At 62.5% G+C, this 14911-nt stretch carries 15 protein-coding genes; 7 read left to right on the forward strand and 8 right to left on the reverse strand.

The features are described from left to right. Positions 1 to 564: 564 nt before the first annotated feature. Complete coding sequence (locus K289_RS0132680; protein ID WP_027555306.1) at positions 565 to 918, forward strand: RidA family protein; 354 nt, start codon at positions 565 to 567, stop codon at positions 916 to 918. 288 nt (positions 919 to 1206) lie between these two features. On the opposite strand, the gene K289_RS0132690 is transcribed toward K289_RS0132680, so the two are convergent. The 8 genes from K289_RS0132690 to K289_RS0132725 all read right to left on the reverse strand — a co-directional run bounded on the left by K289_RS0132690 (position 1207) and on the right by K289_RS0132725 (position 9399). Further along, positions 1207 to 1875 carry an ABC transporter permease gene (locus K289_RS0132690; protein ID WP_245284060.1) on the reverse strand — a complete coding sequence of 223 codons (669 nt, stop codon included), beginning with the start codon at positions 1873 to 1875 and terminating at the stop codon, positions 1207 to 1209. A gap of 203 nt (positions 1876 to 2078) precedes the next feature. Next, positions 2079 to 2912 (reverse strand): ABC transporter ATP-binding protein, encoded by an 834-nt coding sequence (locus K289_RS0132695; RefSeq protein WP_245284061.1) that lies wholly within the window; start codon positions 2910 to 2912, stop codon positions 2079 to 2081. Then, the gene (locus K289_RS0132700; protein WP_027555309.1) at positions 2909 to 3958 is read right to left on the reverse strand and encodes an ABC transporter substrate-binding protein; all 1050 of its coding nucleotides are present in this window, start codon (positions 3956 to 3958) and stop codon (positions 2909 to 2911) included. Before K289_RS0132700 ends, K289_RS0132695 begins: the two co-directional genes overlap by 4 nt. Then, a complete protein-coding gene (gene leuB, locus K289_RS0132705) occupies positions 3958 to 5097 on the reverse strand; it encodes a 3-isopropylmalate dehydrogenase (RefSeq protein WP_027555310.1) in 1140 nt (379 codons plus the stop codon). Before leuB ends, K289_RS0132700 begins: the two co-directional genes overlap by 1 nt. Then, complete coding sequence (gene leuD, locus K289_RS0132710; RefSeq protein WP_027555311.1) at positions 5094 to 5729, reverse strand: 3-isopropylmalate dehydratase small subunit; 636 nt, start codon at positions 5727 to 5729, stop codon at positions 5094 to 5096. Before leuD ends, leuB begins: the two co-directional genes overlap by 4 nt. Beyond that, the gene (gene leuC, locus K289_RS0132715) at positions 5730 to 7139 is read right to left on the reverse strand and encodes a 3-isopropylmalate dehydratase large subunit (protein WP_027555312.1); all 1410 of its coding nucleotides are present in this window, start codon (positions 7137 to 7139) and stop codon (positions 5730 to 5732) included. 188 nt (positions 7140 to 7327) lie between these two features. Further along, positions 7328 to 8260, reverse strand: coding sequence for a LysR family transcriptional regulator (locus K289_RS0132720; RefSeq protein WP_245284062.1), 933 nt, complete (start codon positions 8258 to 8260; stop codon positions 7328 to 7330). A gap of 449 nt (positions 8261 to 8709) precedes the next feature. Continuing rightward, positions 8710 to 9399 carry a GntR family transcriptional regulator gene (locus K289_RS0132725; RefSeq protein ID WP_027555314.1) on the reverse strand — a complete coding sequence of 230 codons (690 nt, stop codon included), beginning with the start codon at positions 9397 to 9399 and terminating at the stop codon, positions 8710 to 8712. 127 nt (positions 9400 to 9526) lie between these two features. Between K289_RS0132725 and K289_RS0132730 the strand changes: the two genes are divergently transcribed. The 6 genes from K289_RS0132730 (at position 9527) to K289_RS0132755 (ending at position 14911) form a co-directional block, all read left to right on the forward strand. Continuing rightward, positions 9527 to 10294, forward strand: a complete 768-nt coding sequence (locus K289_RS0132730; protein ID WP_027555315.1) for an SDR family NAD(P)-dependent oxidoreductase — start codon at positions 9527 to 9529, stop codon at positions 10292 to 10294. A 31-nt stretch (positions 10295 to 10325) separates the two neighbouring features. Continuing rightward, positions 10326 to 11546: an ABC transporter substrate-binding protein gene (locus K289_RS0132735; RefSeq protein ID WP_051311043.1), complete on the forward strand. Its 1221-nt coding sequence runs from the start codon at positions 10326 to 10328 to the stop codon at positions 11544 to 11546. Positions 11547 to 11615: 69 nt separating this feature from the next. Next, entirely contained in the window at positions 11616 to 12518 is a 903-nt protein-coding gene (locus K289_RS0132740) for a branched-chain amino acid ABC transporter permease (RefSeq protein ID WP_027555317.1), read from the forward strand. 6 nt (positions 12519 to 12524) lie between these two features. Further along, the gene (locus K289_RS45965; protein ID WP_035686687.1) at positions 12525 to 13451 is read left to right on the forward strand and encodes a branched-chain amino acid ABC transporter permease; all 927 of its coding nucleotides are present in this window, start codon (positions 12525 to 12527) and stop codon (positions 13449 to 13451) included. Beyond that, positions 13444 to 14205 carry an ABC transporter ATP-binding protein gene (locus K289_RS0132750; RefSeq protein ID WP_027555318.1) on the forward strand — a complete coding sequence of 254 codons (762 nt, stop codon included), beginning with the start codon at positions 13444 to 13446 and terminating at the stop codon, positions 14203 to 14205. The genes K289_RS45965 and K289_RS0132750 overlap by 8 nt, the downstream gene beginning before the upstream one ends. After that, complete coding sequence (locus K289_RS0132755; protein ID WP_145927695.1) at positions 14198 to 14911, forward strand: ABC transporter ATP-binding protein; 714 nt, start codon at positions 14198 to 14200, stop codon at positions 14909 to 14911. The genes K289_RS0132750 and K289_RS0132755 overlap by 8 nt, the downstream gene beginning before the upstream one ends.

Consider the following 14911-nt stretch of genomic DNA (forward strand, 5'->3'; position numbering starts at 1 on the left):
TCATGGGTGCCACCGCGATGCGCCAGCACCTTGTCGGTTACGAACCGGAAGAACAGTGGCGTAACTACTGCAAACAGTGCGGGACGCGACTAGCGCTTCGCCAAGCAGCCGCGATATTTGTGCATTCGCGAGCGCATATTCCCCGCGCTTTGCTTCGTTGTGCGTTGGGCGAATACTGCCCCATTTTCGCAGACACTATCGAGGGTCGAAGAGCTCTCGATGCAGTGTAAACTGCAAGCGGGGGATGTGCCGAGTGGTCGCAGCGGCGCACTAAAATGCACCAAGGCATCGCCCAGGATGCGTCCAGCAACGTTGACTCAAAGTCATCCCAACTTGCCACCTAGGAAATTGTGCATTGCTAGTCGGCAATCGGGGTTAGGAATTGGCTGTCGGTTATACTCATTCCGCACGCCAAACAAGCCGAGTTTGCATGTTAGATGAAGTAATATACACTTCGGGGTGCAATGAGCCGGTCAGGAAGTGGACGGCTTGGTCGGCAAGCCCTTGGGGGTGAGCAGTCGTGCGACAAGCGACGCAAGGCGCGTCCGTTCTGCCGGGAGTTTCATGATCAACCGCGTTTTACCTTATGAGGGACTCCTCCACGAAGTTGTCGAGCACAATGGTGTGCTTTACATCGGCGGGATCGTCCCTGAGGACACGAGCCTTGATATGGCCGGCCAAGCAAGCGATGTACTCGGCCAATTGTCGCGTTTGCTTGAGGCTCAGGGATCTGACCGGTCCCATGTCCTGCAGGTCACGATCTTCCTGACCAAGCTCAGCGAGAAGGCCGCCTTCAACGCCGCCTGGAAAGCATTCTTTACGGAGGATACGCTCCCGGCGCGCGCGGCAATCGGAGTGGCCGACCTCGGTCCCGGCGTCAAACTCGAGATGACTGCGATCGCAGCTCGCCGAACTTAAGCCTGAAAGTATGCTCGGATACAGGCCGACCTGGTTCGATCTCCGCTTCGGATCCGCGGCATCAAGCCTGCGCTGGACATATTTCGACCTCAACAGCCGGACTACCGCACGGGTGCAGGCATGCGAAGCCAAGGAAGAATACTCCGCGCGTAAGTAACCGCAGAGATCACACTTCGTGTCTTCCGGATCTGGCTCGCGATCGCACAGACTGAAAAACTGCCTTAGCGCCGGCCCGGCTTTTATTGACGCGCGAAACGCGGCGAACAGGCAGCGCCCAGGCTCCTCCGGCTACTCCGCCAGATTGTGCTGCTGCCAGCGCAGCAGATAGGCCTGCAATCGCCAGATCAATGCGGATAGCGCAACGCCCACCAGCATCAGAACGATGACGGCGACCATCATTCCAGATGCCTCCGCTCGCGCCTCCGACTCGATGATCAGGCGCCCGATTCCTCTTTCCGCACCGATAAATTCGCCGACGATCACCCCTATCAGGGCAAAAGAGATCGCAGGTGTTAGCGAGGCGAAGACCCAAGCCATGGTCGAGGGGACAACTACCGTGCGGGTAATCTGCCACTCGCTCGCGCCGAGCAGCCGCGCCGCATTGACAAAGCCTTCGTCGATCGAGCGAGCTCCTTCGAACGTATTGAAGAACACGAGAAAGACGACCACGATCCACGACGTTACAATTTTCGAGGTATCGCCGATGCCGAAAGCAAGCACGATGATCGGCGCCAGCGCGATGCGCGGGATCGAATTCACCGCCGTGATGAACGGCTGGAAAATAGCGCTCAGCCGATCCGAGCGGCCCAGCAGGAGGCCCGCGGCAAAGCCGCTGCTGACGCCGGTGACGAAACCAAAGAACGTGTTCTTCAGGGTGACAGCGGTCGCAATCCAGAGATTATTCTCGGATCGCGCCATGCAGCGGCCGAATTCGCCATTGAACCAGCCGTTGAACACGCCGAGCTTCGACTTGAGACAGCTCAGGATCAGGAAATGCTCAAAGATGTCCGATGGCTTGGATATGAAGTAGGGATCGAGCAGGTCCGGCACCAGCCAGGGAAGGCGGCCGTGCAGATCGTACCCCCACTGCCAGATCGACAAGATGCAAAGGCAAATCAGCACCTGCCATGCCAAAGTTCTGCCGGGGCGGCGCGCTCGTCTCATGGGCTGCGACCCTTGATGAATTCTTCGCCGAGCGAGTGCCAGATCAACTGAAACAGTTCGGCATAACGCGGCGTCTCCCTGATCTTCACGGCGTTGCGCGGTCGGGCAAAATCCACCTCGAAGCTCTCCTTGATCCGGCCGGGCCGCGCGGAAAATAGAATGATACGATCTGCCAGCGTCAGGGCCTCGCCGAGATCATGGGTCACGAACAGCACGGTCTGCTGCTCGCGTTCCCAGATGCGAAGCAACACGTCGTGCATGTCGATCTTGGTATGGGTGTCGAGCGCGCCGAACGGCTCGTCCATCAGCAGAACCTGCGGTTCAACCACCAGCGTTCGCATCAAAGCTGCCCGCTGACGCATGCCGCCCGACAAGGCCGAGGGATAGGCATTACCAAAATCCTGCAACCCGGCTTGCATCAAGCAAGCATCGATACGTTCCTTTCTCTCCGCCACCGGAACACCCGCCAGTTGCAGGCCGTAACCGATGTTGTCGGCGACGGTGCGCCAGGGAAACAGGGTGTCGCGCTGGAACACATAGCCGACATTCGGCGTCGCTTGCCCAGGGACAACCGGCGTCCCGTCAATCAGGATCTGACCGCTGGTCGGCTTGACCAGTGTCGCGATCATGTTGAGGACGGTGCTCTTGCCCGAACCGGACGGGCCCAGCAAGGCGACGAATTCGCCGCGCCGGACACTGAAGGAAACGTCGCGCACCGCCTCGATGGCCGTACCCGCCAGCTGGAAGGTCTTGCACAACCCGCGCACGTCGATCCGCCGCGTCACGGGTGGCGCAACGAACTGCGACGCGTGCATGGCCTGCACCGTCAAGCTGGACAGGCCTTGCGTGCCGCTTCGATGAAGCTGCTACTGACGACGTCGGCCATTGCCAGCGGCTTGATGCCGGTCATTTCACGGAACCAGACCTTCTCGCCGCGCGCGAAGCTGGCGGCATCGATGATGCCTTCGTAGTCGGTGACCTTCTTCATGACCCCGATGTCGAGAATATTCGCGTCGCGCGACGTGCTCCCGACATAGGGCTCGATCGCATCATAGATCTCTTCGGGAGAATGCCCCTTGATCCACTGGGTTGCGCGCCACAGCGCCGTAACGAACGCCTGCATCTTCTGCGGGTCTTTGTCGATTGTCGACTGCAGGGTGAAATGAGACGTCACCGGGACCTTGCCGCCGATATACTTGGTCCAGACCGCCTCATCTGTCCCATCGAACAACAGCGCGCCCCAGCCCTGCTCGACCGAGTCCTTCAGGATCGAAGGTGAGTTGATGAGAACATCAACCTGTTTCGTTTTCAGCGTGCCCATCATGGTGTCGACATTGCCGGTGCCGATCCAGGTCACCTTGTCGTCCAGTCCCATGGTTTCCATGTAGTAGGATGCCCATACGTGGTTGGTGCCTCCCAGCGACGACACCGAGACGATCGGCTTTCGTCCATCCGGCCGCTTCCACTTCGTCAGCGCCTCCAGCGTGGTGATGCCCTGATCGAAGAGATCCTTGCGGATGATGAAAATCGCGGCGTTGCTGCGGGTGTCGACCGGCATCAGGACCCGCGCGCTGCGGCCATGATTGCTGAGCTGCATCGGGTGGGTGATGTCGCCGATGCCGATGTCACCCTGGGACGAGGCGATGATCTCGCGCGTCTTCACGCCGCTGCCACCCTGGATCAGCTTGCAATCGAGGCCGGCGTCCTTGAAGAACCCCGCCCGGTCGGCGACGAATTGCGACTGATAGATCGGAATAGCCACCGGATAGATCACGCGGCCCGACGGGATATCTGCCCACGCCCGCCCTGCCGCCATGGAGGCACCGGCGCCGGCGACAATGGTCAGCGCGGCCCGTCTGGTGATCGGAGTTCTCATCACGCGTGCTCCCTCTCCTTGCCGGCCACTTTGTCTAGTGCGTTCAACACCGCATCGCCCATCTCCTGGGTCGAAAGTCTTTTTGCGCCGGGTTCGGCGATATCGGCCGTTCTTGCGCCGGCCGCCAGGGCCGTATCGACGGCCTTCTCCAGCAGCGTAGCATCATCGGGCCGATTGAGGGTGATGCGCAACATCATCGCGACGCTGAGAATCGAGCCAAGCGGATTGGCGATTCCCTTGCCCGCAATATCAGGAGCGCTGCCGTGGACCGGCTCATAGAGCGCCTTGCGGCGTCCCAGCCGATCGGGCGGCCCCAGCGAGACCGACGGCAGCATGCCGAGCGAGCCCGACGCCATCGCCGCGCAATCGGAGAGAATGTCTCCGAAGATATTGCAGGTTACCATGACATCGAACTGCGAGGGCGCCCGCACAATCTGCATGGCGGCGTTATCGACATAGAGGTGCGTCAGCTCCACATCGGAGAATTCCGCTGCATGCAGCGCCGCGACCTCCTCGCGCCATAGCAAGCTGGTCTCCAGCACATTGGCCTTGTCGACCGAGCAGACCCGGCCCTTGCGCGTTCGCGCCAATTCAAATGCGGTACGCGCCACCCGGCGGATCTGGTTGGTGGTGTATTGCTGGGTGTTGAAGCCGCGGCGCTGGCCGTCGGGCAGCATTTCGATGCCGCGCGGCTCGCCGAAATAGATGCCGCTGGTGAGCTCGCGGATGATGATGAAGTCGACGTCTTTCAGCACCTCGGTCTTGAGCGGGGCGGAGTCCGCCAGCGCCGGATTGGCGACGATGGGCCGGAGATTCGCATAGAGGTCGTATTTGCTGCGCAGTGACAGGAGGCTTCCCGCCTTGCGCGCTGCCGGAGGAACCTCCGTGGTTTCCGGGCCGCCCGTCGCACCCCAGAGAATCGCGTCGGCCTCCTCCATCGCCTCGACGGTGTCATCCGGCAGCACCTTGCCCGTCGCCAGATAGGGAATGAGGCCGTACTGCGCTTCGCGCAGAGCCACCGGAACGCCGCGCCGGGCCGAAAACCATTTGAGAATGCGGTGGGACTGGTCGGTCACCTCCGGACCGATGCCTTCACCACCGACCACGGCCACCTTGATCATGTTCGAGAGCGTGTTCATGCCGATTGTCCTGCAAAGTGAATCCACGGCCGCGCAGCGCGGTCGGATGCCTGGAAGGCGCGGATCTCGTGCTCCCGCCGCAACGTCAGCGAAATCTCGTCGATCCCTTCGAGCAAACCCGCACGCCGGCGCGGATCAATCTCGAAGCCGTGCCTTACCCCCGATGGCGAGGTGACCGTCTGCTCCTGCAGATCGACAGTGAGACGCCCCGCGCCCTGGCTCGCTTCGATCTCCGCTGCAAGGCTATCGATGGTGGCTTTGTCCAGCACCACAGGCAGGATGCCGTTCTGGAAACAGTTGGCGAAAAAGATGTCGCCGAAGCCGGAGCCGATGATGGCGCGGATACCCATCTCCTGCAGCGACCACACCGCCGCTTCGCGCGACGAGCCGCAGCCGAAATTCGGTCCGGTCACCAGGATTTCCGCCGCGCGGTAGGGCTCGCGATTCAGGATGAACTCGGGATTGTCCGAACCATCAGGCAGATAGCGGAGCGATCCGAACGCCCATTTTCCAAGACTGCCCCGGACGGAATTTCCGATCATGCGGTTGATGCTGATGATCACATCCGTATCGACATTCGTGCGCATGATCGGCGCGGCAATCGCGGTCAGCTTGGTGAAGGGTTGCGCCACCTAACGCTCCATCGTTCGGACGTCGGCGATGGCACCGGAAACCGCCGCCGCGGCGGCCATGGCCGGGCTCGCCAGATGAGTGCGGGCACGCGGCCCTTGCCGGCCGATGAAATTCCGGTTCGACGTTGACACCGAGCGCTGGCCGGGCGGCACGGTTTCGCCGTTTGCGGCTAGGCACATCGAGCATCCGGGCTCGCGCCATTCGAAGCCAGCCTCGGTAAAGATCTTGTCAAGCCCCTCGGCGACCGCATCGCGCTTGACGGTCTCCGAGCCTGGCACGACCCAGGCCCGCACGCCCGGCGCGACCTTTCGACCACGCGCGACCTCGGCCGCGGCGCGCAGATCGCTGAGACGGCTGTTGGTGCAGGAGCCTATGAAGACCCAATCCACCGGCGTACCGGCGATCGGCGCGCCCGGCTTAAGGCCCATGTAGTCGAGTGCGATCTCGATCGCGCCGCGCCGCGCCGGATCGGCAATGTCTGCCGGATCCGGGATGCGGCCATCTACACCAAGGACATGTTCCGGACTGGTGCCCCAGGTGATCTGGGGGATGATCGTTCCGACATCGATCGAGACCTCGCGATCGAACACGGCGTCGCTGTCGCTCTGAAGCGTCCGCCACGCCGCGACGGCACGGTCCCACGTCTCGCCTTGCGGCGCATAGGGACGGCCGCGGATATACGCGAACGTCGCTTCATCCGGCGCGATCAGACCCATCTTGGCGCCGAGCTCGACCGACAGATTGCAGATGGTGAGCCGTCCTTCGATCGGCATGTCCCTGATCGCACTGCCGGCGTATTCGACCGCATAACCGGTGCCGCCGGCAGCCCCGACATGGCCGATCAACGCGAGGATGAGATCCTTCGCCGTCACACCAAATGGCAGCCGGCCGTCGAACGTGACGCGCATGGTTTTAGGCCGGCGCTGGATGATTGTCTGGGTCGCCAGTACGTGCGTGAGCTCGCTGGATCCGATGCCGAAGGCCAGAGCACCTAGGCCACCATGAGTGCAGGTATGGCTGTCACCGCAGACGATCAGGCAGCCGGGCAGGCTGAGACCGAGCTCAGGCCCGATGACATGGACGATGCCCTGCCCCGGCTGGTCGATGTCGAACAACTGGATGCCACTGGCAGATGTCTCGGTCCGCAATGCCGAGAGCAGCTCCTGCCCGGTCTTGATCGTGCCAACACGCCCGAACGCCGTTGAAATCGCATGATCTGGCGTGGCGAAGGTCAGTTCGGGATTATGGACCGGGATATTGCGGCTTTTGAGATCAATCAGGCCGCGGGAGCCGCCGAGGTCATGCAGCAAATGGCGGTCCACATGAAGAAGATCGGTATCATCGCTGATCTGGGCGATGACATGCTGGTCCCAGATTTTGGCCAGCAACGTGCGACCACAGGTGTCCACGATCCGTCCTCCCATGTTCGGCATCTGATGTGCCGTCCGCGTCCACCGCAGGGGACGCATTGCTGCCGATCATGCCGACAGACAGCGATCTTGGGAGGCAGGATAGAAGTCCGCCCCGGAAATGTGCAAGTGACGGATGGGCAGCGGGCCATCGCGACCGGCGATGGCTGGCCTCTGCGGGGGCGATGCTAGCCTCTGCCCGGCACGACCGTCAGCCGGTCGGAAACGCCATCTGCGGTGAGACTCGCATCATCATGGGTCCGCAGGTGGTCCACCAATAACTTCGTGACCGGTGGCAGCGACTTGTAATCACGCACGCCCATAAGGAGTTCGCGCTGCGCCCACGACTCATCGAGCGGGACGGTGACGAGGCTGTCGACGCCATAGCGGCCCTGAACGATCTCCAGCGGCACGACGCCGACCCCCATCCTGGCATCGATGACGCGAAACAGCGCATCGAAACTGCTGACGCGGACGCGCACGTTAAGATGTTGCCCAAGAGCCGCAGCTGCAGCGACACACAGCGTCTCGATCGAACTGCCCTTCTCAAGGCTGACGAAGTCGAAATCGACCAGTTCGCGGAAGCGAACTTTGCCGCGGCCGGCCAGCGGATGGTCGCGCGTAACCAACGCGGCGAGGCTGTCGCTGCGATAGGACAGCAGCTCGAGATCCTGTCCGTCGATGTTGCCGCCAAAAATACCGATGTCGGCTCGGTTCTCCACCACCGCTCGCACGATCGCGGGGCTGAGATCTTCCTCGATGTCGATGCGGACCAACGGATGCCGTTCCAAGAACCGGCTGAGCTCGTCCGCCAAGAATTCGAGGATCGCGGACTTGTTGGCACAGACCCGGATCAACCCGCGCTTGCCCTGCCTGTATCCCGTCAATTCGGTCTCGAGCCTGCTAAGGTTTCCCAGGATGATGCGGGCGTGCTCGAGCAGGGCAAAACCGGCAGGTGTCGGCTCGATCCCTTTCGAATGACGATGCAGCAACTCGACCTGGAAACGGTCCTCGATATCCGAGATGCGGCGGCTGACCGCGGACGCGGCGATATTCTTCTTCTCCGCCGCCTTCGCGATACTCTGCTCCTCGACGATCGCCACGAACAATTGCAGCGTCACGAGATCGATTTTAGCCGTCATCCGTCAGATCCTCGAGCGAGCCGTCACAATGGCCATTTTAGCCTTTTCAGATCGCATCCGGTTACCGACGGCCCTGCCGATAGTCTGCAGCAGAGACTGATTAAATCGATCTGGAACGAGGTCCTGAGTGAGGTCCGACCAAAATCACCGGGCGAGTGAGGAGAGGCCAAAGGTGGTCTTATGGTGCGCTTGGAGCGGGGTCGCATTTTCCGTGATTTCAACGGGTTACGAAGGTCGACAACGGGCTTAGGTGCATTTTCCGTGCGTAAGAGTGCCCCACCCTCCCCCGAGCGTCTTGCCAGCCGGCCTCTCCGAAAGGATGGCCATATTCGCAGGCGCGACTGCGCCGGTCATGGCGGGGTGCCTGGCCCCATCAGACGTATCGCCCTATCTGCGCCGACGCACGGAAGAAGGCGCAGGTTCGATGGTTACTCTCGGCCGTCCCGCAATTGCGCCGCCCGGCCATCTTCATCCAGTTTCCTGCGCAACACGAGAAGCGCGAAGTGGATGTGCTCCGACATCAGGCCCTCAGCGCGCTGGGCCTCACGCTTGGCTATCGCATCGAGGATCCGGTGGTGATCGTCGTGGGAACGCGCGATGACCTTGTAGTCCTCCCAGATGAACACCCGATCCGACGCCATGGGAACGTTGTGACATTGTCGGACGAAGCTGCTGACGAACGGGTTCTGGCAGGTCTGGATGATAGTCTCGTGGAAATCAACGTTCATCCGGCGATACGGGATCAGGTCATCGGGATCGAGAACGCCCTTCGAAAGAATGCGATCGCCTTCGGCAACGCATTCGCGTAAGCGATCGAGCACCTCCACCGAGGCGCCCTGCCGCGCAACGATGCCGCAGGCCAGCGCCTCGAGCCGCGCGCGGACCTCGAAGGCCGCGCTGATTTCGGCCGTCGAAAACGCCCTCACCGCGTAGCCGCGGTTCGGCTCGTAGATCAGCAGACCTTCCTTCGCGAGTTGCGCCAGCGCCTCGCGCAATGGCGTGCGCGAGACGCCGAGCGCTTCCGACAGCGGAATTTGCTGCAGCCGCGACCCTGACGGCACATCGCCCGACAGAATGCGCTCACGCAGCAGTTCAGTAACATCCGATGCGCTGGTCACGGGGGCTCATCCACATCTCCACATCAGGATTGGATAAAATATTGCCTGAAACAATGCAATATAGTTGACATTACTCTGTGTTTGCCTTTGGATTGTATCCAATAAAGAGATCAGGGAGTGCAAACGCGTGAACGGGAAGGAGCGGCGCGCCGCCCTCGTGACGGGGGCAAGCGGCGGGATTGGTGTGGCCATTTGCAGGGCGCTAGCCGAAGACGGCCTGCGGGTCGCGGCGCTCGATCGCAGCCAGGACGCACTCGACGGCCTGATGCCGCAGCTCGCCGGCACCGGCCACATCTCCATCGTCGCAGACGTATCGAACGAGGCGCAGGTCAAATCAGCGTTCGATCGTGCCCAGCATGCCTTGGGCGAACTCGCCGTGATGGTGACCGGGGCCGGCATTCTGATGCTCCGCCCAGACGGCTCGCGCAACCTCGTCGCAGAGACGGACCTCGCCGAATGGCAGACGACGCAGGACATCAATGCGACCGGGACGTTTCTCTGTTGCAGGGAATTCGCCAATCGCCTGCCCGCCTCAGTCTCCGGCGGCCGTATCGTCACGCTGTCGTCCGTCGCGGCGCAGCTCGGCGGCTACAGGTCCAGTGCGTCCTACATCGCCAGCAAATCCGCCGTGCTGGGTCTGACCAAGGCCATGGCGCGCGAGCTTGCGCCGCGCAGCGTCACCGTGAACTCGGTGGCGCCCGGGTTGATCGACGCGCCGATGCTGCGTCTGTCGCTCGATCCCGCTGACGACGACAAGGCTTCGGCGCAGATTCCGCTGGGACGGCTCGGCACGCCCGATGATGTCGCGGCCGCCGTGCGTTTCCTGGTGTCGCCGGGCGCCTCCTACATCACCGGCGTCACCATCGACGTCAACGGCGGCTACCGGATGCAATAACGAGTTCAATAAAAAAGGGGAGGAAACAAGAATGTCGAAGAGAGCACCCGGCCGGCTGAGCGCGCTGGCCGCCGCATGTTTTGCCGTCATGAGCCTGCCGGTGGCCGGCTTCGCGCAGGAGCCAGGCCTCACCGACAAGACGATCAAGATCGGCATGTTCGCGCCCCTGTCGGGACCGAACATGGCTTACGGCTTCGACGTCGCCAATGCGGCGCGCATGTACTACGACAAGATCAACAAGGAAGGCGGCATCAACGGCCGCAAGATCGAGGTCGTCCTTGAAGATGACCGCTGCAATGCCAACGATCTCGTCGCCGCAGTGAAGAAGCTCGTCGAGCAGGACCAGGTGTTCCTGCTCAATGGCGGATCGTGCTCGGCTGCGGTCGTCGCCGCGAAGGACTACGTCGTCCGCTCCAAGATTCCGCTGATCATGCTGAACGCCTCCGGTGACGGCGCGCTCTATCCGCCGACCGACTACATCTTCGGAGCCTTCTCGATCTCGCAATATGCGGTCGGCGGCGCGATCGTTGACTTCGCAGCAAAGACCCTTGGCGCCAAGAAGATCGCCTACATCAACCACGACGATGCCTATGGTGTGTGGAACCTGGAAGGATCGAAAGCCGACTCCGAAGCACACAAGGTCGATCTGCAGGTTGAATCGATCAGCCCGACCATCACCGACGTCACCGCGCCGTTCTTCAAGCTCCGCGCCGCCAATCCGGACGCACTCGCGATCGTCACCTACGCACGTCCCGCAGCCCTACTGATCAAGAAGGCTTACGAGCTTGGCTTCAACAAGCCGATCATCCTGTCCGTCACCGGAACCGCCAACCTGTCGCAGCTCGCAGAGAATGTCGGCAGCAAGGATGCGCTGAAGAACTTCTACGTGCAGGACGTGCTGGCCGACCTGCCCGGCGGACCGAAGATCAAATGGGTCTACGACATGTACAAGGAGGCCTATCCTGATCTTGCCGCCAAGCCGGACCACCCCCAGGCCTACATGCCTTACGGCATCCCCTCGGCGATGAGCATCGTCAACGCTCTGAAGGACGCAGGTCCGCAGCCCACGCGCGAGAAGGTGCTCGAGGCTCTGAAGAAGCAGCACTTCGACAGCGGCGTCATGGCCGGGCCTGTGGTGTTCGGTCCGCAGGAGCGCGCCGCGAACAAGTCGACCATCTTCATCAAGTTCGACGGCACCAACCAGGTGCTGCAGCCCGGCGTCTATACCAGCCGCTGGCAGTTCAAAGGCTGAACCCCCTGAGGCCGCGCGCCAGGCGCGCGGCCTCCAATTTCGCAAACCCAGCTCCCGAGCGGCTCACCGATGGATCTGCAACTCGCCCTCCTCTTCCTGCAACAGGGCGTCGCCTCCGGCCTCGTCGTCGGCAGCGTCTACGCGCTACTGGCGCTCGCGATCGTCATCATCTTCAGGACGTCGGAGGTGCCGAACTTCGCGCAAGGCGAGATGCTGATGGCGGCGGGCTACGTGGCGCTCTATCTGTTCGTGTTCCGCGCGATGCCGGTCTGGGCGGCGATCCCCATGACCATCGTCGTCGCCTTCGCCGGGGCAGCGCTGTTCCGCCGCGTCGTCCTCACCCAAGTTGCGCATGCGAGCGGCAGCCCGGTCAATCTCGTAATTGCGACGCTCGGCCTGTCCTACGTGCTGAAGGGTCTCGTACGTCAAACCGGCTTTGGCGACACGCCGCGCTCGTTTCCCGCGCTGGTCTCGACGGATTCGCTGATGATCGGACAGGCGAGCGTGACCCGGCTCGATCTCGCGATCCTGGGCACCGCGATCATCGTGATGGCGGCCTTCTTCTGGATGTTCGGCTACACCAAGCTCGGCCGCGCCATGCGCTCGGTCGGCATGAATCCCAAGGCGGCGCAGCTCGTCGGGGTCAATCTCAATCGCATCCATACGACTATCTGGGGACTGTCGGGTGCGATCTCGGCGATCGCGGCGCTCTTGATTTCACCAAAGCTGTTGATGACGGCGGACATGGGCTCTGTCGTCACGCTCGGCTTCGCAGCCGCAATCGTCGGCGGCTTCGCCAGCCTGCCCGGCGCTGTGGTCGGCGGCTTCATCATCGGCATCGTCGAGCAGCTGGTCGGGCTGTTCGTGTCGTCGCGTGCCATCACGCTCGCCCCGTTCCTCGCCATCATGCTGGTGTTGATCTTGCGTCCCCAAGGCCTGTTCGGCGGCCGCGTCGTGATCAAGAAGGTCTGAGCCGCTATGCGCATCCTTGGCCTTCTCGCGGCGCTGACGGGCTTGATCGTGCTCCCGCTGGTCTCCAGCGGCTATGTCGTCTACCTCGCCAATCTGCTGCTGACCTTCACCGTGCTCTGCCTAGGCATGCACATCGTCATCGGCGAGGCCGGCCAGTTCTCGCTGGCGCAAGCGGCGTTCTATGGCATCGGCATCTACACCAGCGGTCTCGTCAACACCGCCTTCGGCTGGCCGTTTCCGCTGTCGGTCCTCGCATCCGGTCTCGTTGCCGCACTGGTCGGGCTGTGCATCGGAACGCTGGCGCTGCGCATGCGCGACATCTATCTGGCGCTCGCCACATTCGCGTTCGGCGAGGCCATGCAATGGGTCTTCCTGAGCTGGACATCGGTGACCGGCGGACCGAACGGCTTGCGGATTCCGCCGGCAACCCTGTTTGGCCTCGAGATCGTCAGCGACAGGCAGGCCTATCCGCTCGTGCTCGCCATCACGCTGTTGATGATCTGGGCGACTGTCGTGATCGCCCGGTCACGGCTCGGACGGGCCTTCAGGGCGGTGCGCGAATCCGAGGTCGCCGCCCTTGCGATGGGCGTGCCGGTCCGCACCACCAAGCTCGTGGCCTTCGCGCTGTCTGCCTTCTTTGCGGGCGTGGCCGGCGCGATGTTTGCGATCTATTCGACCTACATTCATCCCGACAGCCTAGGCTTCCAGACCACCATCCTGGTGCTGACGATGGTGGTCGTCGGCGGGCTCGGCTCCATCTCCGGGGCGATCGGTGGGGCGATCGTCTTCGGACTGATCTCGGAGCTGCTGCGCCAGGCACCCTCCTACCAGGAGATCATCTACGGACTGATCCTCATCATCTTCATGATGTTTGCCCCGCGCGGCCTGTTCGCGTTCATCGGCGACAATTTGAAGAGGTTCGCCCGTGCGTAATCGTCTCCTCCAGGTCGAAAACGTCACGGTCCGGTTCGGCGGACTCGTCGCCGTCAACGACTTCAGCCTCGAAGTCACGCAGGGCACGATCCACGCGCTGATCGGCCCAAACGGCGCCGGGAAGTCGACGACGTTCAACTACATTTCCCGCTTCTATCAGCCGACCTCCGGACAGATCGTGTTCGACGGCACGGACATCACCCGTGCTCCCGCGTCCGCAATGGCCGGCTTCGGCATTGCCCGCTCCTTTCAGAACCTCGAATTGTTCAATGAGCTGACCGTTCTGGAAAACATCATGGTCGGCGCGCACGTTCATTGCGGCGGCTCGCTGCGGGCCTGGCTCCAGGCAAAGCCGCCGGCCGTGATGCGCCATATCGACGAAGTAATCGAACGCACCGGCCTAGCCCCCTACCGCGAGCACAAGGCCAGGAATCTCGACTTCGGCCATCAGAAATTGCTGGAGCTTGCGCGCGCGCTGGCGATCCGCCCGCGTCTGCTGCTGCTCGACGAGCCTGCCGCAGGCCTGCGCAACCGTGAGATCGCAACCCTAGACCGCCTGCTCACCGACCTCGTCAAGACAGATGGGCTCACGGTGCTGATCGTCGAGCACGTCATGCAGCTCGTGATGTCGATCTCGGATCGCGTCACGGTGCTGAACTTCGGCACCAAGATCGCCGAGGGAACGCCCCGGGAGGTGCGCAACGATCCGGCGGTGATCGAAGCCTATCTCGGCAAGGAGGCCGCCCATGCCTGACCTGCTCGACGTCGAGGGCATTTCGGCCGCTTACGGACGCATCCAGGCCCTGAGCAATGTCAGCCTCAAGGTGAGCGCAGGCTCGATCGTCGCGCTGCTCGGCGGCAACGGGGCCGGCAAAACCACGACCCTCAATACCATCTCGCGGCTGGTGCCGCTGACCGCCGGCTCGATCCGTTTCGAAGGCCAGCCGCTCAACCGGCTGCAGTCCCATCACGTGGTCAAGGCCGGCATCTCCCAGGTGCCCGAAGGCCGCGAGGTCTTCCGCGACATGAGCGTGCGCGAGAACCTCGACATGGGCGCTTATGGCCGTAGCGATCCTGCGGGCGTCCGCAGCGACCTCGACCGCGTCTTCGGCTACTTCCCGGTCCTGCGCGACCGGCTGAAGCAGAAGGCCGGCACGCTGTCCGGCGGCGAGCAACAGATGTTGCTGATCGCCCGCGCCCTGATGGCGCGGCCGCGGCTGCTCCTGCTCGACGAGCCGTCGCTCGGCCTCTCGCCGGTGCTGGTGCAGAAGATCTTCGACATCATCGCCCGGCTGCACGCCGACGGGCTCAGCATCCTTCTGGTCGAACAGAACGCGGCGGTGGCGCTGGCCGCCTCGCAATATGCCTATATCCTCGAAAACGGCGAGATCGTGCTCGAAGGCGCCTCCGATGAGTTGCGCCAGAATGAAGCGATCAAGCGCACTTATCTGGGAAGCTGA

The sequence above is a fragment of the Bradyrhizobium sp. Cp5.3 genome (genome assembly GCF_000426265.1).
GTDB classification, from domain to species: Bacteria; Pseudomonadota; Alphaproteobacteria; order Rhizobiales; family Xanthobacteraceae; genus Bradyrhizobium; species Bradyrhizobium neotropicale.